The 23,343-nt window shown below is 36.9% G+C and carries 20 protein-coding genes; 14 read left to right on the top strand and 6 right to left on the bottom strand.

The window, feature by feature from the left end; genetic code table 11:
• Positions 1–89: 89 nt before the first annotated feature.
• Genes yidC through rpmH form a run of 4 tightly spaced genes read right to left on the bottom strand, consistent with a single transcriptional unit; the run spans position 90 to position 2,106 of the window.
• Positions 90–1,097 (bottom strand): membrane protein insertase YidC, encoded by a 1,008-nt coding sequence (gene yidC / locus HXT55_RS00610; RefSeq protein WP_421792235.1) that lies wholly within the window; start codon positions 1,095–1,097, stop codon positions 90–92.
• A complete protein-coding gene (yidD, locus tag HXT55_RS00605) occupies positions 1,097–1,417 on the bottom strand; it encodes a membrane protein insertion efficiency factor YidD (RefSeq protein ID WP_016827106.1) in 321 nt (106 codons plus the stop codon). The genes yidC and yidD overlap by 1 nt, the downstream gene beginning before the upstream one ends.
• Positions 1,418–1,423: 6 nt before the next feature.
• On the bottom strand, positions 1,424–1,951 hold the full coding sequence (gene rnpA, locus HXT55_RS00600; RefSeq protein ID WP_004120215.1) for a ribonuclease P protein component: 528 nt from the start codon (positions 1,949–1,951) through the stop codon (positions 1,424–1,426).
• Positions 1,952–1,971: 20 nt separating this feature from the next.
• The gene (rpmH, locus tag HXT55_RS00595) at positions 1,972–2,106 is read right to left on the bottom strand and encodes a 50S ribosomal protein L34 (protein WP_004114029.1); all 135 of its coding nucleotides are present in this window, start codon (positions 2,104–2,106) and stop codon (positions 1,972–1,974) included.
• Between the two features lie 409 nt (positions 2,107–2,515).
• Here rpmH and dnaA point away from each other — a divergent pair, with 409 nt between their 5' ends.
• The 7 genes from dnaA (at position 2,516) to HXT55_RS00560 (ending at position 12,867) form a co-directional block, all read left to right on the top strand.
• On the top strand, positions 2,516–4,123 hold the full coding sequence (dnaA, locus tag HXT55_RS00590; protein ID WP_004114028.1) for a chromosomal replication initiator protein DnaA: 1,608 nt from the start codon (positions 2,516–2,518) through the stop codon (positions 4,121–4,123).
• A 425-nt stretch (positions 4,124–4,548) separates the two neighbouring features.
• Positions 4,549–5,667 (top strand): DNA polymerase III subunit beta, encoded by a 1,119-nt coding sequence (gene dnaN, locus HXT55_RS00585; protein ID WP_004114027.1) that lies wholly within the window; start codon positions 4,549–4,551, stop codon positions 5,665–5,667.
• Positions 5,668–5,677: 10 nt separating this feature from the next.
• Positions 5,678–6,946, top strand: coding sequence for a DNA replication/repair protein RecF (gene recF, locus HXT55_RS00580; protein WP_048730960.1), 1,269 nt, complete (start codon positions 5,678–5,680; stop codon positions 6,944–6,946).
• A 10-nt stretch (positions 6,947–6,956) separates the two neighbouring features.
• Positions 6,957–7,448, top strand: a complete 492-nt coding sequence (locus HXT55_RS00575) for a DciA family protein (protein WP_020759664.1) — start codon at positions 6,957–6,959, stop codon at positions 7,446–7,448.
• Positions 7,449–7,598: 150 nt separating this feature from the next.
• Entirely contained in the window at positions 7,599–9,674 is a 2,076-nt protein-coding gene (gene gyrB, locus HXT55_RS00570; RefSeq protein WP_421792232.1) for a DNA topoisomerase (ATP-hydrolyzing) subunit B, read from the top strand.
• 69 nt (positions 9,675–9,743) lie between these two features.
• A complete protein-coding gene (gene gyrA, locus HXT55_RS00565) occupies positions 9,744–12,383 on the top strand; it encodes a DNA gyrase subunit A (protein ID WP_004116461.1) in 2,640 nt (879 codons plus the stop codon).
• Positions 12,376–12,867 (top strand): DUF3566 domain-containing protein, encoded by a 492-nt coding sequence (locus HXT55_RS00560; protein ID WP_004116462.1) that lies wholly within the window; start codon positions 12,376–12,378, stop codon positions 12,865–12,867. Before gyrA ends, HXT55_RS00560 begins: the two co-directional genes overlap by 8 nt.
• A gap of 91 nt (positions 12,868–12,958) precedes the next feature.
• Here the strand turns inward: HXT55_RS00560 and mscL are convergent, their stop codons facing one another.
• Together mscL and HXT55_RS00550 are read right to left on the bottom strand one after the other, a co-directional pair.
• Positions 12,959–13,366, bottom strand: coding sequence for a large conductance mechanosensitive channel protein MscL (gene mscL, locus HXT55_RS00555; protein WP_004114018.1), 408 nt, complete (start codon positions 13,364–13,366; stop codon positions 12,959–12,961).
• A 13-nt stretch (positions 13,367–13,379) separates the two neighbouring features.
• Positions 13,380–14,060, bottom strand: a complete 681-nt coding sequence (locus HXT55_RS00550) for a phosphatase PAP2 family protein (protein WP_004114017.1) — start codon at positions 14,058–14,060, stop codon at positions 13,380–13,382.
• 201 nt (positions 14,061–14,261) lie between these two features.
• Between HXT55_RS00550 and HXT55_RS00545 the strand changes: the two genes are divergently transcribed.
• The 7 genes from HXT55_RS00545 to pknB are packed head-to-tail and all read left to right on the top strand — an operon-like array spanning position 14,262 to position 23,119.
• On the top strand, positions 14,262–14,954 hold the full coding sequence (locus tag HXT55_RS00545) for an FhaA domain-containing protein (RefSeq protein ID WP_004114015.1): 693 nt from the start codon (positions 14,262–14,264) through the stop codon (positions 14,952–14,954).
• Positions 14,955–14,987: 33 nt separating this feature from the next.
• Complete coding sequence (locus HXT55_RS00540; RefSeq protein WP_004114013.1) at positions 14,988–15,512, top strand: FHA domain-containing protein FhaB/FipA; 525 nt, start codon at positions 14,988–14,990, stop codon at positions 15,510–15,512.
• Between the two features lie 4 nt (positions 15,513–15,516).
• Positions 15,517–17,196, top strand: a complete 1,680-nt coding sequence (locus HXT55_RS00535; RefSeq protein ID WP_004114012.1) for a PP2C family protein-serine/threonine phosphatase — start codon at positions 15,517–15,519, stop codon at positions 17,194–17,196.
• Positions 17,193–18,617, top strand: coding sequence for an FtsW/RodA/SpoVE family cell cycle protein (locus HXT55_RS00530; RefSeq protein WP_004114010.1), 1,425 nt, complete (start codon positions 17,193–17,195; stop codon positions 18,615–18,617). The genes HXT55_RS00535 and HXT55_RS00530 overlap by 4 nt, the downstream gene beginning before the upstream one ends.
• A complete protein-coding gene (locus HXT55_RS00525) occupies positions 18,610–20,076 on the top strand; it encodes a peptidoglycan D,D-transpeptidase FtsI family protein (protein ID WP_004114007.1) in 1,467 nt (488 codons plus the stop codon). The genes HXT55_RS00530 and HXT55_RS00525 overlap by 8 nt, the downstream gene beginning before the upstream one ends.
• The gene (locus tag HXT55_RS00520; protein ID WP_004137650.1) at positions 20,073–21,038 is read left to right on the top strand and encodes a serine/threonine-protein kinase; all 966 of its coding nucleotides are present in this window, start codon (positions 20,073–20,075) and stop codon (positions 21,036–21,038) included. The genes HXT55_RS00525 and HXT55_RS00520 overlap by 4 nt, the downstream gene beginning before the upstream one ends.
• Positions 21,035–23,119, top strand: coding sequence for a Stk1 family PASTA domain-containing Ser/Thr kinase (gene pknB, locus HXT55_RS00515; protein WP_421792229.1), 2,085 nt, complete (start codon positions 21,035–21,037; stop codon positions 23,117–23,119). The genes HXT55_RS00520 and pknB overlap by 4 nt, the downstream gene beginning before the upstream one ends.
• The last annotated feature ends 224 nt before the right edge of the window (positions 23,120–23,343 follow it).

Raw genomic sequence — 23,343 nt, 5'->3', positions numbered from 1 at the left:
GCAATAAATGTCAAGAATCACAATTCTGTCTACAAGTGTAACTGAAGATAAATCCAAAATTACCTACTTGTTTATTCACATATTTTTATCTATTTATTTTTTCGCTTACGCGTAGGCTGCTTACGCTGAAACCCTTCGGCTTCTCTACGCTTAGCAACTTCTCGAGCTTGTTGAAGCTTTTCTTCTTCAATAGAAGGCAAACCTTCGCGCTTTCTGCGCTCTGTTTCTTTTTTGTAATCGCGCTCTTCTTTTTCCTCGGCTGCAGGAGAGCCAGGAGTTGGGAAAGCATATACCTGCCAAATAGAGCGAAGCATATTCATAATGTTGTTTACAAGCCAATAAACAAGCATTGCAAATGGAAGAGCGAATGCAGAGAAAACGTAGATTAATGGGAATCCCCACATCATAAGTTTTTGCATCGTATACTGGGGACCCTGCTTCGATTCTGGCGGAAGATTCTTACGAATATTGTTAAATTGCATGTACCACATTGCAGCACACATCAATATAACAAAGATTACAATAACAACTTTTCCGCCCGCTTGAACCGTCATAAACGTGTCGGAAACACCAACGCCAAACACATGAGTTTTAACAAATTGCTGTGCTGTAGCAACATCAAAAGCACCAAGAGCAGTATGCTTGCCTCTAGCAATAAATGGTATAACGGAAAGCGTGTACCAAATACTCATAAACGCTGGACCTTGAATCATCATTGGCAGGCAGCTTCCTGCAGGATTTGCGTTGTTTTCTTGATACAGCTTCATCATTTCTCGCTGCATGGCTTCTTTGCTAGCAGGATCGCTTTTACCCTTATACTTTTGCTGAATTTTCTTCATTTTAGGAGCGATTGCTTGTATATTGCGCATACCTTTAATGCTTTTTATAAAGGCAGGGAATATACACGCGTGCACAACAAGCACAAGGAAAACGATTGAAAGTACCCAAGAGAATCCAATTTCATTCATCCCAATAAGAACAAATAGCTTGTGGAAAAGTGACATTACTTGAGTCATAAGCCATTCAACTGGCGTAAGGATTTTATAAAACCATCCCCAAATTCCGTTATCAAGTAAGAAATGATCTTGATTAAACATTAGTTATCCTTGTCTTCGTCAGCCAAGGGAGTTAACCGTGGCTCTTCATGCGCTTTAGACCAGGCGCAACGATAAAAAATTGAATATTTTCGTGGTACGTCGTCAATACTGCAGCTAGTCCATGGTCTACAGCGCAACAGACGTAAAACGGCTAGAATACCACCCTTAAACGCCCCATAGCGGCTAACGGCTTCTATAGCGTATCTTGAGCACGTTGGATAATAACGACAGCAAGCAGGTCTTTTGGCAGAAATCACGCGTTGATACCAGCGAATCGCTTTTATAATCAAATTCGCTACAACACTATTTCTACCGCTCATGATTCATCACTGCTCCTGCGAGCTTGCTTTACTATCACTATCTTCGCTAGTTTTTAAGCACATAGTTTGCATGAATTGATTTTGATCTTGAAGATTTTTAGCTATTTTGCCGAAAATCTTTTTGATTTGCTCATTCAACGAATCAAACGAAGATTGTGCAGCAGTAGGTTTTGCACGCAATACTACATCGCAACCATATGGAAGCAACGACTCGTGCTCTTTTGCTATTACCCTAAAACGTCGTTTTACCTTATTTCGAATAACAGCTTTTCCAACTGATTTAGATACAGCAAGACCTAACCTTAAAGCAACATCATTTTTTTGAGGTTGCTTTAAGGTATCACAAAATGCCGCGGGAGTGTTTTCAAAACCCGTGGCAATATCATCTGGACTTACTTTTCTGTCTTCGTTAAGCGCGTCTAATACGGTTACACATACACGCATATCATAATGCGCGACTATATCCCGTGAACACACTTTGCGTCGTTTTTTGAGCACCGCAACAAAATCGCGATGGCTTTTCAGCCTATCCATGCTTTACGACGCGTCCCAGCTCAGGCAGAAAGTGTCTTGCGGCCCTTGGCACGACGACGGTTAATCACTGCGCGACCAGCACGCGTACGCATGCGAACGCGGAAGCCGTGCTTCATGTGACGACGACGGTTGTTAGGCTGGAATGTCCTCTTCATAACTAACGCTCCTGTATTTAGCCATGCAAAAGCATGGCTCCGTATGAGTCAAGCTATACCAAATTACTATCACCCCTCACCAAGAACTAAAATTTTATTAATTATCGTGTTCTAAATAGGACTTTTAGAATAATTCTTATTCTCTAAATAACTTTATAAATCTATTAAAAAACGTAAATAATTCGTCTTAAAATCGTTGGAAAATGTGGATTACTAAGTTTTACATTATCCACAAATTACACACATGTTATTAACATACAAGTATTTTCAACACGCTAGGCTGTGGATAACTTCTTAGGGTCGGAGTAAACATATTCTACTAGCACTCTTTTCACACATAAATGTGTATTAAAAAAATACACTGAGTTGTTAATGCGAAAAGGAAATTACTTTTGATTGGGGGTGTAACATGTCTGAAGCCTTTGAGGATCCTAGTGCTCAAGCCGCCATAGTATGGTCTAATACTCTCGCCGTGTTGCGCCATAATGCACTTCTAAGCAATCGGGATAAAAGTTGGTTTGAGAGTGTAAAACCTGAAGCTATTTTTGGAACAACAATTGTTTTATGCGTTTCTAATATTGAGACTCAGCAAGCTCTGCAAAACGAACTTAGTTCTGCTCTGCTAACTTCTTTGAAAATTTGTACTGGAAAAGACATGTTTCCAGCATTTAAAATTATCCAAAATAGTGAGAAAGAGAATAACAATACTTTACAAAATGTAAGTAATACTTCAAAAACTTCTCAATCGCTAGATAATACTACAAATAATAATTCTGATTCGTCAGATTCTAATGATTCTTCTGATCCTAAAAAAGTTGAATCTTTTTTGGACGATTCTTATGATTCAATTCCTGTACAGAAAGATTTTGATTACGCAACTGGTTTGAAAACCATGCAAAATACAAATCTCAATGTGCAATCTATTAATCAAAAGCAGACAAATATACCTGCATCAGTTAATAGAGATCCAACAACTCATTTGAATACTTATGCCACTTTTGACACGTTTGTTCCTGGCGATTCCAATCGTTTTGCTCGCACAGTAGCATTGGCAGTTGCAGAAGGCTCAGGACGCGATTTTAATCCTTTGTGTATTTACGGTGGATCTGGTCTTGGCAAAACACATTTGCTTAACGCAATTGGAAATTATGCGCTTGTTAAAGATTCTTCCCTTAAAGTTCGATATATTACAAGCGAAGAGTTTACTAATGAATTTATTGAGGCTTTACAAAATACAAGTCAAAATCAAGGTCAGATTGCTAACTTTAATAGAAGATACCGAGAAGTTGACGTTCTACTAATCGATGATATTCAATTTTTAGGTGGTAAAGAAGCAACTCTTGAACAATTTTTCCATACTTTTAACGCTTTATATCAGGCTAATAAAAGAATCGTAATAGCTTCTGATGTTGCTCCTAAAAATCTTAGAGGATTTGAATCTAGACTTATTTCTAGATTTGAATCTGGTTTAACAGTAGATATTAAACCGCCTGATTTAGAAACTCGTATTGCTATTTTACGAATGATGGCTTCTATGAATGGGTCCAATGTTCCTAGTGATGTTTTGGATCTTATTGCGGAACGTTTTACTGAAAATATTCGCGAACTTGAAGGCGCTTTAACTCGTGTTACGGCGGTTGCTTCTCTTAGTAACCAACCAGTTAGTAAGGCTTTAGCTGAGCAAGCTTTACAGGACTTTTTTGCATCCGATATTGAAGTTAGACCAACAGATATCATCGGTCAGGTTGCTCAATATTTCCATATGACTTTTGATGAGATGGTTGGAAGATCAAGAACTAAAAATGTTGCTTTAGCTCGTCAAATTGCAATGTATTTAGCTAGAGAAATGACTAGCATGAGCTTGGTTGATATTGGAGAAGTTTTTGGTGGTAGAGATCATACCACTGTTATGCATGCTTATACCAGAATTAGTGGCGAAATGCAGGAAAAGCAAGAAATTTATAACTATGTTATGGAATTGACTGTTCGTTTGAAACAAAATCCTTCCAAAAAATAGAGTTTTGCACAAGTTTATTCATAATTTGTTTATTAAAGTAAATAAAGTTATCCACATAGTTAGTAACAAATGTGGGCAAAAGCTGCGAATAACTGGTGGAAAACGCCGTTTAAAAAGTGAATAAACTGTGTTTAACTACGGTAAAAATGTTAATAATCTAAAAATTAGAAAATTATGTGGATAACTTCAGCTTTTATGCACATACTTCTCTTTGTGTTGTCAACATTTTTAAATTGTGGATAAAGGCTCTAAATCAGCAGTTCTTTAACTTTATCCACATGTTAACAACCTTTATTACTTTTACTATTTTATTTTTATCTAATATTCATATTTAATTACTTACTCAACTAACTTTCATAAAATATGATTTTTAATTGGCAGCATGATATAGAATAAAACACAGATTTAAACAGAAATGAGGAAAAATGAAAGTTGAAGTTAATTCCGCTTCTTTTGCTGATGCAGTAGCTTGGACAACTAGAGTCATAGATTCTAGACCAGCTAATCCTATTCTTGCAGGACTAAAACTAGAAGCAAAAGATGGAATTCTTCAACTTTCTGCTTTTAACTATCAGCTCTCTAGCAGACATCATGTTGAAGCTGGAATAGATGAGCAGGGTAGTGTACTCGTATTAGGCAAATTGATGGCAGATATAACTAAATCTTTACCATCAGAAAAAACCTATTTATCCTCTAATGAAACTACTCTTACTATTTCTTCTGGAAAATCAACTTTCACACTCCAACTAATGCCTGAAGGAGAATATCCTGATTTACCACAAATTCCTGAAAAACTTGGTCAGGTAGATGCTCCTACTTTTGTTCAGGCAGTAGTACAAGCTTCTGTGGCTGTTTCAAGAGAAGAAGATAGACCTGTTTTGACTGGAATTCATGCTCATTTTGAAGATGATTCTGTTACTTTCACTGCTACAGACAGATATCGCCTTGCAAGATCAACTTTTAAGTGGACACCAGAACATTCTGACATAAATACTTCTACTCTAATCAAAGGAAGCATTCTTAGAGATATTTCTCGATCAATAGATGAACATCAAAATGTTATTGTAAACCTAAACGATAAAGAACCATCTATTCTTGGTTTTGAAAATTCTGGTAGAGTAAGTACTTCTCAACTAATTGATGGAGAATTTCCTTCTGTAGATCGACTTTTTGTTGATGAATATCCTATTCATGCAATTATTAATCGAACAATGCTTATTAATGCTATTAAGCGAGTTGCACTTGTTGCAGAAAAAGATGCTCCTATTTACATGTCTTTCTCTGGAGATGAATTAACTTTAAGTGCTGGAAATGATTCAGAATCTCAAGCAAAAGAACTTATCGATATAGACATGGACGGTCAAGATATTATAGTTGCTTTTAATCCTAATTATTTAATTGAAGGTTTAAGCGCTATAAGCGAGCCATTTGTTCATGCAAAAATCACATCTGCAGTTAAGCCTGTTGAATTTAATGGTCAGCAGGAAGCTGATGGCGATGAGTCTATGAATTACAGATATCTTGTTGTTCCAATGCATCCTTAAAGATAAATAAATGTATGTTTCAAGACTTGTACTAGATCATTTTCGTTCTTGGAGTAGTTGTGTATTAGACTTTTCTCCAAAAATTAATGTTCTATTTGGCTCAAATGGTTTAGGTAAAACTAATATTGTTGAAGCTATAGAAGTTATATCTACTGGAACAAGTCATAGAATATCATCTTTGATGCCACTGATAGAGTGCAATAACAGTTGTGCTACCATACGACTTAATACTAAAAATTTTGATAATAATGATTTAGATGAAACTACATATGAGCTTACGATTAATTCAAAAGGAGCTAACAGAGCAAGAATTAATAGTGGAAAATCATTGTATATGAAGGACATAATTGGATTAGTTAAATCCATTTCTTTCACTCCAAGAGATCAAAATTTGATTTTTTCAGATCCTAATATTCGTAGGACTTTTATAGATCAAGCTGGAGCACTATTAATACCAAATTATTTACAAGTTTTACAAGAATATAATCATATTGCAAAACAACGTGCATATCTTCTTAAAAGTCTATCTAATAATAATTTAGCTAGTTCAACAAATGGATATAATCCTATATCTGATTTGGAAATATGGACGGGTAAATTCATTGAATCAGGAATAATTCTTACAAAAAATCGAAAAAAAATAATAAATTTGTTAAATAAAATTTTTCCTAAAATAGTAGATAAACTTTCCCGATCTTCTAATTTTGCTTCGATACAATATAATCCGTCTTTTGAAGAGTTAGAAGTTGAATCAAAAGAAGATTATTTTCCGCAAAAAGCTATAAGCGAGCATTTTCAACGAATTTATGCTGGGGAAGTTGCTAGAGGATACAACCTAATAGGTCCTCATAGAGATGATTTTACAATATTAATAAATAATCATCCTGCAAAAGAATTTGCTTCTAATGGTGAATCATGGACTCTAGCATTAGCTTTAAAAATGGCTTTATTTAAGACTTTAGAAGAAAAAAATAATCAAAAACCAATAGTTATTTTGGATGATGTTTTTTCACAATTAGATGAATCTAGAAGAAAACAAATTTTAGAGTTTGCAAAAGAACAAGAACAAGTTTTTATTACAGTTGCATCCTTAAGTGATATACCAAAAGATGAGAATCTTTCAGAAGAATCATTTATTGATATATCTAAAATAGTAGAAAAAAATAATAATCAAGATGAAAATTTCTTTAATAATAATCTTGACTCTAATCATAAAGATCTACTAAAAGATATTATTAATAATCGAAAAAATAATATCGAGAATAATTCTAATAGTTAAGGGGAAAATAATGAAAATTCCCGTAAATAAATTATTAAAATTAGACACTAGAAAGCTTCCTGAGATTGTTTTTTCTCCTATAGAAAAAAGGGGAGAAAAGAAAACAATAAACGAGCAAAATGCTTATAAATCTTGGGAAAGTTTTGGAAAACCTGGTAGGGATCCACAAAATCTGTATTCGTTGCTAGGTAATTTTGCTAATAAAAAACATTGGAATGAGCCGCTTGCTATAGCAAGAATGCGAGAAGATTGGTGGAAAATAGTTGGTAAAAGTGCATCTTTAAATTGTTATATAGATCAAATAAAAGACGGTATTTTAATAGTTAGAACAAAATCAAACGTTTGGTATACACAACTTAGCTACTGCAAACCTATGCTTGAGAAAAAAATATTTGAATATTCAAAAAATATTAATATTAAAGAAGTCAAAATAGTTGGTCCATCTTTGCAAAAAACAGGCAAAAAATCAATAAATAGTAGGTTTAATATTAAGAATCACTAATAACGGCTCTTAATAAAGAGCGGTCATTATGCATGTGTAGAATGTTATGTAATATAGTTAAATCGCTAGAAACCCCTTTTTTGTGCTTTCTAGCGTGTATCGACCTCGTAAATGCCTCTTGGCATGAGGTAATACGGGAAGGGATCTAAAGTGTTAAACACTGAAGATAATTCAATGGAAAATTCTGTTGAAGAACATAAACTCGATGACGCTCAGCTTGATGATTCACTTTCTCCTGAACATTATGATGCTAGCGATCTTCGCGTTCTCGAAGGATTAGAAGCAGTTCGAATCAGACCAGGTATGTACATTGGTTCAACTGGTCCAAGAGGCTTACACCACCTTGTATACGAGATTGTAGATAATTCGGTTGATGAGGCTTTGGCTGGTTATGCTTCTCACATTGAAGTGACAATATTGCCAGACAATGCAATAAAAGTTGTAGATGATGGTAGAGGCATTCCAGTTGACGAAGTACCAGGAGAAGGCGTTTCTGGTGTTGAAACGGTTATGACTAAGCTTCATGCTGGTGGAAAGTTTGGCGGCGGCGGATACGCCGTTTCTGGTGGTTTGCATGGCGTTGGTATATCCGTTGTTAACGCACTTTCTACACGCGTAGAAATTGAAGTTCGTCGTCAAGGGTTTCATTGGACTCAAACGTATGTAGATCAGCATCCAACAGCACCATTGGAAAAAGGAAAGCCAATGGAAGAAGGTGAATCTACTGGTACATCCGTAACATTCTGGCCAGATGGTGCTATTTTTGAAACAACTACATACGATTTTGAAACTTTGCGATCTAGATTCCAGCAGATGGCTTTCTTAAACAAAGGATTGAAGATCTCTTTAACTGATTTGCGCAAGCCTGATGAAGCAGGGGACGAAGTCACAGGAGAAAATGAATCAACTAGTGAAGAAAAGCATCAAAGCGTTAGCTACAAGTATAATCACGGAATCAAAGATTACGTTGACTATTTGGTTAAATCTCGAAAAGCTGTTCCTGTAGAGCCAGATGTTATTGATTTTGAGGCTGAAGATCTTGAAATTGGTATTTCTGCCGAAATTGCTATGCAATGGACTGTTGCATATTCGGAAGCAGTTCACACTTTTGCTAACACTATTTCAACTACTGAAGGTGGTACTCACGAAGAAGGATTCCGAGCTGCACTTACATCTCTTGTAAATCGTTATGCTCGAGAAAAGAATATATTAAAAGAAAAAGATACTAATCTTTCTGGTGACGATGTTCGAGAAGGCTTAACAGCAGTTGTTTCAGTAAAGCTTACAACTCCACAGTTTGAAGGTCAGACTAAAACCAAGCTTGGCAATTCTGAAGCTAAAACCTTTGTTCAGCGAGTAATGACTGAAAAGCTTGGAGATTGGTTCGACGCTCATCCAAGTGAAGCAAAGAACATTATTCAAAAAGCAATTGAAGCATCGCGTGCGCGTATTGCAGCTAAGAAAGCTCGCGAAAATACGCGTAGAAAGTCAATCTTTGAAACTGCTGGAATGCCAGATAAATTGAAGGATTGCCAGTCTAATAATCCAGAAGAATGCGAGCTGTTTATAGTTGAGGGTGATTCCGCAGGTGGCTCCGCAATTCAAGGACGAGATCCTATTACTCAAGCGATTTTGCCTTTGCGCGGTAAGATTTTGAATACTGAGCGCGCTTCAATTGATCGAATGATGAAGTCGGAAACTATTGAATCCTTAATAACTGCTGTTGGAGGCGGTTATGGTGAAGACTTCGATTTAAGTAAGGTTCGATATCACAAAGTCATTATTATGGCTGATGCTGATGTTGACGGCGCTCATATTGCTACATTGAATTTAACACTGTTCTTCCGTTATATGCGTCCAATGATTACAGCAGGATACATTTACGTTGCTATGCCGCCTCTTTACCGTTTGAAGTGGAGCAAGGGAGCACATGACTTTGTTTATACCGATGCTGAGCGTGATCGAGTTCTTGCAGAAGGTAAAGCTGCAGGCAGACAACTTCCTAAAGGCGAAGGTATTCAGCGATACAAGGGCTTGGGTGAGATGAGCTATCAGGAGCTGTGGGAAACAACGATGGACCCTGAACACAGAATCTTAAAGCAAATTCATATTGAAGATGCTGCTCGAGCTGATGAGACATTCTCAATGCTTATGGGAGACGAAGTAGAACCTCGTAGGCTCTTTATTCAACGTAATGCTCATGATGCAAGATTTATTGATGCTTAAAAATAGTTAATAAATCAACGTAAAAATAAAGCAAAATAAACTTTAAAATATAAATAAGAAGGAATAGCAGTGGTAGACGAAATAAACGCCGCTAATGATGGTGAATATAGAGATCAGTTGCCTGATGGGTCTATGGAACCACAAAGTCCGCAAGAATCAGATAATACTGATTACGGCTTAATGAAAGGTGCTCGCGTAAAACACATGGATTTGCAGCAGGAAATGCGCGAATCATATCTTGCTTATGCACTTTCTGTTATTGTTGAGCGCGCTTTACCAGATGTTCGAGATGGCTTAAAACCAGTGCATCGTCGTGTTATTTACGCTATGTATGATGGCGGCTATAGGCCAGATAGAGGGTATAACAAGTGCTCTCGCGTTGTTGGCGACGTTATGGGTAAGTATCATCCTCATGGTGATTCTGCTATCTATGACACTTTGGTTCGTATGGCTCAATCTTGGTCAATGAGATACATGCTTGTTGATGGTCAAGGAAACTTTGGTTCCCCAGGTGATGATCCTGCAGCAGCAATGCGTTATACGGAATGCCGTATGGCGCCTCTTGCTATGGAAATGGTTCGAGATATTGACAAAGATACTGTTGATTTCTTGCCAAACTACGATGGTAAAACTCAAGAACCAACAGTTTTGCCAGCTCGTTTCCCGAATCTTTTAGTTAATGGTTCTGCTGGTATTGCTGTTGGTATGGCAACAAATATTCCGCCTCATAATATGCGTGAGGTTGCAGATGGCGTACATTGGGCATTAGATCACCCAGCTGCTAGCAATTCCGAACTTCTAGAAGCTTTAATTCAGAGAATTAAAGGACCTGATTTCCCTACTGGAGCAACTATCTTAGGTCACAAGGGAATTGAGCAAGCTTACCGTACAGGCCGCGGATTAATTACAATGCGAGCAGTAGTTAATACCGAGGAAATTAAGGGACGTATGTGCTTGGTTGTCACCGAGCTTCCATACCAAGTTAATCCTGATCGCTTAGCTGCTTCTATTAGGGAAGCTGTGCGAGATGGAAAGATTCAAGGCATTGCAGATATGCGCGATGAAACGTCTGGCCGTACTGGTCAGCGTTTAGTGCTTGTTCTTAAAAGAGATGCTGTTCCAAAAGTTGTTTTGAACAACTTGTATAAGCATTCGCAGCTTCAGCAAACTTTCGGCGCTAACATGCTTGCTTTGGTTGATGGTGTGCCGCGCACTTTGAGTTTAGACGCGTTTATTCGTCATTGGGTAAGTCATCAGCTTGAAGTTATTGATAGGCGTACACGCTACTTAAAGCGTGAGGCAGAAGAGCGAGATCATATTTTGCAAGGCTATTTGAAAGCTTTGGATATGATCGATGAAGTTGTGGCTTTAATCAGATCTTCTAAAGATGTTGATTCTGCTCGTACTGGTTTGATGAATTTGCTTGATGTTGATGATGTTCAAGCAGATGCTATTCTTGCAATGCAACTTCGTAGACTTGCAGCTTTGGAACGTCAAAAGATTCTTGACGAGCATGAAGAATTAATGCGCAAGATTGAAGATTACAACGATATTCTTGCAAGCCCAGAGCGCCAGCGCAAAATTGTTGGCGATGAGCTTGATGAAATTGTTGCTAAGTATGGTGATGAGCGCAGAACTAAGATTCTTCCATTCTCGGGAGAAATGAATGTTGAAGATCTTATTGCCGAAGAAAATGTTGTTGTTACAGTAACTCGTGCAGGCTATATTAAGCGCACAAAAGCAGACGAGTATCGTGCTCAGCACCGCGGAGGCAAAGGCATTAAGGGTGCAAAGCTTCGTGAAGATGATGTTGTAGATCACTTCTTCTTAACTTCTACACACAATTGGTTGTTGTTCTTTACTAATCGCGGACGCGTTTATCGCATTAAAGCATATGAGCTTCCAGAAGGATCAAGAGATTCTAAAGGACAGCATGTTGCTAATTTGCTTCAATTTACTCCTGGAGAAACAATTCAAGCAGTGTTATCAATTCCAAATTATGATGTAGCGAAGTATTTGGTTTTGGCAACTCGTTCTGGAAAAGTTAAGAAAACTGCTTTACAAGAATATGATTCTCCACGTCAAGGTGGTTTGATTGCTGTTCGACTAATGACTAATGAAGAAACAGGCGAACCTGCTGATGAGTTGATTGGTGCAGCTTTGTGCAATTCAGAAGATGACATTATTCTTGTTTCTAAGCTTGGAATGAGCTTGAAGTTTAGAGCAGATGATGAGCAACTTCGACCAATGGGCCGCCAAACTGCAGGCGTTCAAGGCATGCGATTTAGAGAAGGCGACGAATTACTTGATATGGATGTTGTATCTGTAGAAACAAGTAAAGATCTTCTCGTTGTTACTAATGAAGGTTTTGCTAAGAGAACCGCTATTGAAGAGTATCGTTTGCAAGGAAGAAACGGATACGGTGTTAAAGCTGTTCAACTTGCAGAAGGTCGCGGTTCTTTGGTTGGTGCCTTGATCGTTGAAGAAACAGATCAAGTAATGGCAATTATGAAGTCTGGTAAGGTAATTCGCTCTGATGTTAACGAAGTTAAGCGCACTGGTAGAACAACTCAGGGTGTGACTTTAGCTAAGCCAGATAAGGGTGACGAAATCATCTCTATAGCTCGTAATGAGGAAAGAGATGATGAAAGTGAAAATAAGAATGAAGAAGTAGAAGAAAATACTAGCAGAAGGAACTTAGATGAGTGAGGATTTTGAAACGTCCAATAGCAAAGTTAATGGCGAACCTAACACTAATTCTCCAAGAACAATTGGTGGAACAGCTAGTTTTGAATCTAATGGTTATGCCAAGAGAAAAACTAGTCAGCCGCGTGCTAGAAGAATGAGTCTTTCCTTAGTTAGGGTAGATGCGTGGTCTGTTGCAAAAGTTACTTTTCTTCTTAGCGTAGCTGGAGGAATAATTCAAGTAATTGCAGCAGGATTAGTTTGGCTATTTCTAAACATGGTTGGTGTTTTTGATCAAGTAACTCAGATTGTTTCATCAACAGGTTTGAATAGCAACGGTTTTAATCTTGCTGATGTATTCTCTCTTCCAACAATTTTAAGTGCTGTAACAATTCTTTCTGTTGTGGAAATAGTTATTTTAACACTACTTTCTGCAATTGGTGCTTTGCTATATAACGTTGTTGGTTCATTAGTTGGTGGAATCCATCTAACTCTTGGCGATGATTAAAATAAGTGAGTTAAAATAAAATAATCAAAAATTCCCCCGTTAATCTTATTTAGACTAGCGGGGGAATTTTTAAATTAAAATCAAAGCATTTTTACTTAGAAACAGAATCTCTAATATCTTCCAATACTTTAATCATTTTTTCTTCACGTTCCTTGCGTTTTTCTTCATCTGTTTTTTCTTTTTCAATATTTAAGAAATTAACACCCATTTCTCTCAATTTATTAATAGGCAAAACTATGAAAAAGTAAACAGCTACAGCAATAATAAGGAAATTTAATACAGATCCAATAACAGCACCAAACGAAATAGTTGCACCATTTATTGTTATTGTTAGAACACCATCTAAATCTGGTTTTCCACAAATTATTGCTATAAGAGGATTAATAATATTTTTAACTATTGAATTAACAACTGCTGTAACAGCACCGCCCATAACAACACCGACTGCCATGTCGATAACGCTGCCACGAGCAATAAATTTTTTAAAACCATTAAACATTGTTTATTTACCTTTATCTTTTTAATATTTTTCTATTAATAAAACTACTGTTTTTAAAGAAATCAAGATTATACATAACTAATATTGGATACATTATTGCAGAAGTTATAACGTCAGTAGGGAAGTGAGCTGCAACAACAAGCCTAGAAAGAGCCACTATTACAACAACAACAATGCTTATTATCAAGCCAAGTTTTAACAATGATTTATTAGATACATAAAGAATCATAAGAATCATAGCGCAAATCGCAACAGCTGCTGCAGTATGACCACTTGGAAAACTTGGATCTGGTGGAAGTTTAACCTTTACTCCAATAAAAGGCCTAGGTCTATGAACTATGAATTTAATTGCAAAAATATAAACCATAGGCAAAAGAGAAATAACAAGTTGTGTAAGAGTTATACGCCAATTTCTTTTAATAAAGTAAGAAATAATAGATAAAACAAGAAGTATGACTATGCAACATTTTGTAGAAAAAATTATTGCGAGAATCTTTGAAATAGACATTATGAAAGATGGGGAATAATTGTGGAAAAATGCAACTATGCCTGTTTCTAAAGATCTTTCCTCACTCATAACAAGCACCCCTTTACCAATGCAAGGGATTAAAATGGCAAGAAGTAAAACAATAGAAGACTTTTTATTATCTACTATTTTTTGCCAAAAGTCATAAAACTGATTTTTTTGATTCATAGTTAAAGATTACACTTAGAAATATATATGATAAATATGTATTATGAGTATGCGTGTTTATTTATTTAAATGGATGATTTGATGGATGATTTTGTAATATAAAAGAATATTGATTAAAACAAGTATTAATATACGAATGTAATAAGTTGAACACCGTACGAGGTGACGAGTAATATGAGGAAAAGATAGAAAGGGTTTACAATGAGCATGCTTGACCGACTTGAGAAGAGCGTTGAAGGTGCAATGAACGGGGTCTTCGCAAAATTCGGCTCTAAAGACTTGCAGCCTGTTGATCTTTCCAGTGCATTAGAGCGAGAGATTGATAATCAATCTATGCCAATTGATCGCGATCGTACAGTTGCTCCGAATGAATATCATTTTAAACTTAGTACGCCAGATTTTGATCAGCTTGGTAGTGAAGCTTTAGCTAACGAGCTTGCAGATAATCTTACACAATATGCAAAAAGCCAGCATTATGCATTTGTTGGGCCTGTTGCAGTTATTTTTGAAGAAGACACAGATCTTGCTAAAGGTAATTTCAATTTGATTTCTGACTCTGTTCCAGGAAATGCTGTTCCTGTAACAACTCAAGAGCAGTCAGAAAATCATCCAATGCTTGAAATTAATGGAAATAGATATTTGTTAACAAAGGATCGCACTATATTAGGCAGAGGATCTGGCTGCGATATTGTTATTGACGATCCTGGTATTTCTCGTCGACATCTTGGAATAGATATTACGCCTGATGGTGTTATTGCTAGAGATCTTGGTTCTACTAATGGAACTTATGTTGAAGGACATCAAACTCCAGCAGCAACACTTTTAGATGGAAATACTATAACTATCGGACGTACTCGTATTTTCTATTGGGCTTCATCACAAGATCAGGAGTAATAGACGAATATATAAAGAGATACGAGTACGCGCATGATATTAACCGAGTTAACTTTTGCTATACTTAAGTACAGTTTCTTAGTACTTTTGTGGGTATTCGTGTGGTTTGCTGTTCGTTCTCTTCGTAGAGATATTGAGATTTTTAGTCCTAAAAAGTCTCGTTCTTTTAAGAATAAGTATCGTCGTAAGCCAAGTAATTCAAGTAGTGAAAATAATCAAAATAATATAGTTTCTAGGAATGAAGAATCTAATAAACTTTCAGAAAATCCTACTTTACTTGTTATTATTGATGGTCCTTTGGCTGGATCATCCTTCCCTCTTGAACCATCTGGTGTAACTCTTGGAAGATCAGCAAACAATACTGTAGTTTTAAATGACGAATTTGTATCGTCTCATCATGCTCGTGTTTATTTTAATCAATCTGTAAAATCTTGGGTACTCGAAGATTTGGGCAGTACTAATGGAACTATGATTGGTCATAATAGAGTTAATGAACCAGTCGTTTTGCAACCACGCACTTCTGTGCGAATTGGCGCAACAATGTTTGAATTGAGGTGATTATATGACACAATTAGATTCAGACATTGATAGTAGAAATTCCGATACTGTATATAATTCTTTAAATAATAAAAACACTAATCGAGATAAAGAAAATAATTTTAATAAAGCTTCATTTATTGATAAAGCGTTGTTTATGTATTCCACGGCTGTTAGTGATGTTGGTACAGTTCGTAGTAATAATCAAGACTCAGCGTTCGCAGGAGAGCGTTTAGCATCTATTTGTGACGGTATGGGTGGCCATGCTGGTGGAGATACGGCGTCCACTATTGCAATAAGATCTTTAGCTCATATTGAGCAGGATTCAAGACCAAATGATGTAAAAGCTGTTTCTTCTATGATGGAAACGTCAATTATGGCAGCTCACGACGCGATTGTTGGAAAAGCTAAGCGTGAAAGACGTCTTGCTGGCATGGGAACGACAGTAACAGCTGTTTCTTTAGTAAACGGATACTGGGTTCTTGCACATTTAGGTGATTCTAGAGCCTACTTGTTGCGAGATAATCATCTTATAAGAATGACTTGTGACCATAGTTATGTTCAACATTTAATTGATACTGGTCATATTACTCCAGAAGAAGCAAGAAATCATCCGCAACGCAATGTTGTTATGCGAGTATTGGGTGATTTTGATATTGATCCACGCCCAGATATGGCAATTCGATTAGCTCATCCTTCAGATCGCTGGTTGCTTTGTTCAGATGGAGTATGTGGAGTATTAGAAGATTCCACTATTCAAGAAGTTATGAGCAGTGTATCTAATCAAGAAGAATGTGCTCAAAAACTTGTTTCAATGGCTCTTAAAGCTGGAAGTACTGATAATGCCACAGCTGTTATTGCAGATGCGACTTTGGCACTAGACGCAGATGCTTTTGATTTACCTCACCAAACACCATTGATTGGCGGTGCTGCAAGTAAGGATTTGGAATCGATAGCAGATATTGTTAATAAGGCAGTATCTTCCACACCAGTGTTGCGAGAAGGTAAAAATTCACCTGCTCAAAGAGCCGCTGCTCTTATACAAGATGGTGAAAAGTCGAGTGAAAAAGATGTTGAAAAAGTTGAAACAACTCGTTTAGTTCAGCCTTCTCACTTAAGAAATGAAGAAGAACTTAGGTCTACAGATACAAATGAGATTCCTATTGTAAAAAAGAAGAATGGAAGAATCTCAACTGATCCTAGAGATCCAGATGTTGCTAGAGCTGTAAAAAGAGAACAAGCTGAAGCACATAAAGCAAATAAGATTAGAAAAAGATGGATGAGAATAGGAGTTGCTTTCGCAATACTTGTAATATGCTCTATTGTTGCTTCTGGGGCATATCTTGTATATTCGTGGACTCAAAAGCAGTATTACATTGGTAAAGGTAACGATAGAGTAGTTATTTACCAAGGTGTTCCTACAAATATTTTTGGTTTAGAACTTTCTCATCAGATCGAAGAAACAGATATTAGAGTAAAAAAACTAGATAAATCTTGGCAAGATCAACTCGATGAAGGAATAAGTTTTAGCAGTCTTAAAGAAGCTAGAGGACACGCAAAATTAATAAGACGTGAAATGCGTGCTAGAGAAATTGAAAAACACAGTAATAAACAAAAAAGCGCTAAATCTAGTTTAGACGATAAAGATGGCAATAATAGTGGAGTTGTAAATTCAGACTCTGATTCAGGGGGTAAAACCTCATGAATATGTTGAGTATTAGAATTAAACAAATTTCTCTACTTCTGTTTTCCATAATTATATCTTCATTAGCATTTTTGCAGATGTTTTTGAGGATTAATGGATATATTCCAGCAGATTATATTGGAATGCTTACTTTTACAACAGCCTTATACTTGGTTCTATGGGGAGTTTTAATAGTAAAAAAACCTTATTGTAGTCAAGTTATATTGCCATGTATGCTTCTGCTTACAACTATCGGCACAGTAATGATTGCTAGGATAGATAAACAGCACAATACAGATATTGCTATGAAACAGCTTATATGGGTTTGTGTTGCTCTTGTTTTGTCAATAATTTTTGTGCTTGTTCTTGAAGATTACAGAATACTTAGACGTTTTTCGTATGTAAGCATGATAATAGGTTTTATATTGTTACTATCTCCAATGCTTCCTATAGTTGGTAAGGAAATTGGCGGAGCAAGAATATGGATTGGTTTTGGTAACCACACTCTTCAACCTGGAGAATTTGCAAAGTTATTCTTAGCATTCTTCTTTGCAGCATATTTGTTTGACCATAGAGACAGGCTTGCTGTTGGCGGAAAAAAGATTTTAGGCGTGCATCTTCCGCGATTTAAAGACATGGGTCCTATTGCACTTGTTTGGGCTGCATCAATGTGCGTTCTTGTTGTACAACATGATTTAGGAACATCTTTAATGTTCTTCGCAATGTTTGTTTCTATGTTGTATGTTGCTACAGGCAGAAAAGGTTGGCTTGCAATTGGATTTATAGCATTCATGATTGGATGCTTTGTAGCTGTTAAATTATTTGCTCACGTGCAGTATAGAGTAGATGCTTGGCTTAATCCGTATGACCCAGTTATTTACAATAGATTCCCAGGTGGTTCTGCTCAGATTGTTACAGGATTATTTGGATTGGCAGCTGGTGGTGTTACAGGAACAGGATTAGGGCAAGGTCACCCATCTTTGACACCTCTTGCTAATTCTGATTTTATTTACGCTTCAGTGGGTGAAGAATTAGGATTGACTGGGTTGTTCATAGTATTAATGCTTTACTTGATTATTATTTCTTCGGGTATGATAACGGCAATGAAAATCAAGGATGGTTTTGGAAAACTCCTTGCATCTGGTTTAGTTTTTACAATGGCTTTCCAAGTTTTTACTGTTGTTGGAGGTATTACTCTTGTAATTCCTTTAACTGGTTTAACAATGCCATATATGGCTGCTGGAGGATCATCATTAGTGGCAAATTATTTGCTTGCTGCTATTTTGATTGTTATCTCTAATGCTGCAAATAAGCCTGAAACTGCTGTTATGTCTGATACTTTCCAATACGAAGCTTTAGCTGCATTAAGAGAACGAGAACTTAGGGAGAGAGAAAATAAAGCCTCTGATCTTAAAGAAGATGGAGGTGAAAGTTATGAATAAATGTTTAAAAGAGCTTTTTACTGCAGTAATAATATTATTCGTAATACTTTGTGTTTCTAGTACTTATATAACTTCTATAAAAGCAAACGAGTTAAATTCAGATCCTAGAAATAGACGAGCACTATACCATGAATTTGGGTCTCCTAGAGGAGCAATACTTGCGTCTGATGGAACAGTATTAGCAAAATCTGATCCATCTAAAGATGCTTTTGTTTATCAGCGCTCATATTTCAATGGTGAAGTTTATGCTCCGATTACAGGATATTATTCAATAAGTCAAAGAGCTGATAGAGGAATAGAAGCGTCAAGGAATGAGCTTTTAAGTGGACAGTCAGATGCTTTATTCCTTCAAAAGTTTAAGTCATTGTTTACTGGAGCAGAAAATAGGGGTGCTTCAATAGAAACATCTATTAACACTAAGCTTCAGACTCTTGCATATAATCTACTAAAAAATAAAGAAGGTGCTTTAGTTGCTATAGAGCCAAAAACTGGACGAATACTAGCAATGGTTAGCACTCCAAGTTACAATCCTTCCCTTCTTGCTTCTCACAATATTTCTTCTGTAAATAGGTCTTACAAGGATCTTATATCTAATATTTATAATCCGATGCTTAATCGTTCCATTTCTGAACTATATGCACCAGGATCTACTTTAAAAACACTTATTGCTGCTGCAGCGTTAGAATCTGGAAAATATGATTTAAATACTCAGATTCCAGCTGGATCAAGCTACACTCTTCCTGGAACTCGAACACATTTAACAAATGTTGTTGTTCCCGCAAATGGAGTTAACGGACAAATATCATTTGAAGATGCTTTGGCTTATTCTTCAAATACTGCTTTTGCGCAGTTAGGAATATCGTTAGGGTCTGACGCAATAATAAAGCAAGCTAAGAAATTTGGATTCTTTAGCTCATTTACTTTAGATGGATCAGATTCAACTGGTTTCCCTATGAGAGTAGTAACATCATTACTTTCTACTAAACCATCTCAAGATAAATTAGCTCTAGAATCTATAGGTCAAGGAGATGCAAAGATTACTACGCTTCAAAATGCTATGATTGCGTCGGCTATAGCTAATAATGGAACTCTTATGAAACCAACTTTGGTTGATTGCGTAAGATCTAGTGATTTGTCTGTTATATCGCAAACAAGTCCTACTGTTATGAGCCAAGCTATTAGTGCACAGACAGCTGCAAAACTTAATAGTATGATGCAAAGTGTAGTAGTTAAAGAAAATTCAAATCTTTCTCTACCAAATATCCATGTTGCAGCAAAAACTGGAACAGCGCAGATTGGTGTAAAAAATCAGTCTGCAAATGGGTGGGTAATTGGATTTGCCCCAGCAGAAGACCCTAAAATAGCTATAGCAGTAGTAGTTCATAATGCGAACACATATGGAACTTATACTGCAGGACCTATTATGAAGCAGGTGATGAAGGAGGCTCTTAAGCAATGAAACTTGTTGAAGGACAGTTAGTTCATCATCGATATAGGTTAGATAGACGTCTTGCACAAGGCGGTATGGGCGAGGTATGGAAAGGTTTTGACATACAGCTCGGCAGGATTGTAGCAATTAAAGCTCTTAGAACAGACACTAACAATGTTGAAGCTAAGTTGCGTAGACTTCGCGCAGAAGCACATAATTCAGCCAATTTAGCGCATCCTAATATTGCGGCATTATTTGATTATTATGAGCATGATGGTATTGGCTTCCTGATTATGGAGTATGTGCCTAGTAAATCTTTAGCAGATTTGTATCATAAAGAAAAAACTGTGGAACCAACTCGTTTGCTTCCTATTCTTATTCAAACAGCTAGAGGTCTTTTTGTAGCTCATTCTCATGGTGTTATACACAGAGACGTTAAACCAGCAAACATTATGGTTTCTGATACTGGAAGTGTAAAAATAACAGATTTTGGTGTTTCTTATTCTAGTGATCAAGAACAAATAACTCAGGATGGAATGGTAGTAGGAACGGCTCAATATATTTCTCCAGAACAAGCTCAAGGAGAACAAGCTACTGCTCAATCTGACATATATTCTCTCGGAGTTGTTGCTTACGAAGGACTTTGTGGACACAGACCATTTACTGGAGCTACGCCTGTAGATATTGCAGCAGCTCATGTTAACGATCCTGTTCCACCTCTTCCAGATAGTGTTGATATCCAATTAAGACAGTTTGTAATGTCAATGCTTTCTAAAAATCCAAAAGACAGACCTAAAGATGCTCTAGTAGTGTCAAAAGTTCTTTCGAAAATAGAAAGAAGACTTTTAGATCAACAAACAGCATTTAATAATAAAAACTCAGTACCTTCTTCCGCTGTTCAGCGTCCTGCTCGTAGCGTGAGAAGTGTTCCAAAAACTCAAGTGAATATTATTAACATTTTAAACAATAACAACCGCAAGGAGCAGCAATGAGTAACACAATGCCTACCTCATTAGCGAATGGACGGTATCAATTAGGTGAATTAATTGGTCGTGGCGGAATGGCCGAGGTGAGAATCGCAGAAGATAAACGTCTTGGTCGTACTGTTGCGGTTAAAATTATGCGTTCTGATCTGGCAAATGATGAGATTTTCTTATCTAGATTCCGCAGAGAAGCACATTCAATTGCTCAGATGAACAATCCTAACATAGTTAATATTTATGATTCTGGAGAAGAATCTGTAGAAGATGACAATGGTGTAGAAGAGCATCTGCCATATCTTGTTATGGAATATGTTAAGGGTAAAACTTTACGCGATATTCTTAAAATGAATGGTGCTTTGAGTCAAAGAGACTCTGAGCAGGTTATGCTCGGAGTTCTTAATGCTCTTGAGTATTCGCACAGAATGGGTGTAATTCATAGGGATATTAAGCCTGGAAATATTATGATTTCCGAGCAGGGCATTGTTAAAGTTATGGATTTTGGAATCGCTAGGGCATTGGACGATTCTGCAACAACAATGACACAATCACAGGGCGTGGTTGGAACTGCTCAATACTTGTCTCCTGAACAGGCTCGTGGAGAACAAGTAGATATGAGATCTGACTTATATTCTGCTGGCTGTGTTTTATATGAGATGCTAACTGGTAGACCTCCTTTTACAGGTGATTCAGCTGTTGCAATTGCGTATCAGCATGTGTCTGAGGTTGCAACGCCATTAAGTACGCTTGTTCCTGGTCTTCCTGTTATGTGGGATAAGATTTGTGCCAAAGCAATGGCGAAGGACCGCCAGAATAGGTATGCAACTGCCGCAGAATTTAAAAATGACATATTGGCTTTTATGAATGGTGGTGTTCCTGTTGCTGCAGCATTTAATCCTCTGACGGATTTGGCTAATATGCGTGCTAGAAAGCAGGCTGAGCAGAATGCTGCAACACAAGCAATGAACAATGCTGATACCGCATCAACTCAAAGCTTTGGTGCTATTACAGGTCAATTTGAGCCTTATACTCAAAATACTGGTTATAACACTAGAGCAGCGCAGCTTGCAGCTAATAGAGCAAAAAGAAGTAAGAGAATTGTTATTACTTCCGTTATATCTGCTGTAGTTTGTGCAATTGTTGTTGCTGGAATTTTATTGGTTTTGAATCGCAGTAAACTTGCTGGAGAAGTTGTAGTTCCTACATTTACAGAAACAACAACGCAGGATGCTGCTCGCGAAAAGTTGCGAGCTCTTGGTCTTATCCCAGATATTTTGGAAGATGATAAATCTTCTCAACCAGAAGGAACTTTTACAAAACAGCTTCCTAAAGGTGGAGCTAAAGTTTCTTCAGGATCTAGAGTAAGCGTATGGTTCTCTGTAGGTCCACAGTCCACTAAGATTCCAGATGTTACTGGTAAATCGCAAGATGTAGCACGTAAAGCTCTTGAACGTGCTGGATTTAAGATATCTAATGTTCGTGTAGAAGATAGCACGGAAGTTAAGAAGAATCATGTTACTCGTACAGATCCTTCTGCAGATTCGTTTGCAGACAAGGGGTCTATGGTTACCTTATACATTTCTTCTGGTCTTACAAAGATCCCTGATGGTTTAGTTGGACAATCTAAGGATGTTGTAACAAGCGAATTGCAAAATCTTGGTTTTACTGTAAATGTTGTTGAGGAAGAATCTGATACTGCATCTGAAGGAACTGTGACCAAGATGAACCCATCTTCTGGTGCTGCAGTAAAGCCTCATAGCTCTGTAACAGTATATGTTTCTAAAGGAAAGCCTAAAGTTGAAGTTCCTCGTTTGGCTGTTGGCACTGTAACTTTCAAGCAGGCTAAACAAGTATTGGAAGCAAAAGGCTTTAAGGTTGTTGCATCTGATGCATCAGCTAAAGATGATGACATAGTTACTGGAATGTCTGAAAAAGAAGGAGCAAAGATTGACAAAGGTTCAACAATCACTTTGACTGTGAAATCTGCTACTCCTTCATCGGACCTTACAAAGCCAGGTACGGGATTAGATTTGAATAAACCTTCTACTGAAGCCCCATCTACATCTACTACAACAACAGATACAGGTTTGTAAAAAGCAAAGCATAAAGCCAGTAAGTTTAATAAGCTTACTGGCTTTTTATATTAATTAAATGCATATGTTAATTAAGTGCATGCTTAATGTCCACGTGTTTTAGTTAGTTCTTGTACATAAACCAAAAGTAGATTATCTAATCTTATACGAAAAAATCAGGGTTAAGAAATCATCCTAACCCTGATTTTTATTATTTATTAATCTTATCTACTTACTTATTATCT

The sequence above is a fragment of the Gardnerella sp. KA00718 genome, assembly GCF_049244285.1.
In the GTDB taxonomy this organism is placed as follows: Bacteria; Actinomycetota; Actinomycetes; order Actinomycetales; family Bifidobacteriaceae; genus Bifidobacterium; species Bifidobacterium vaginale.
This window is presented reverse-complemented; position numbering and strand designations above follow the sequence as displayed.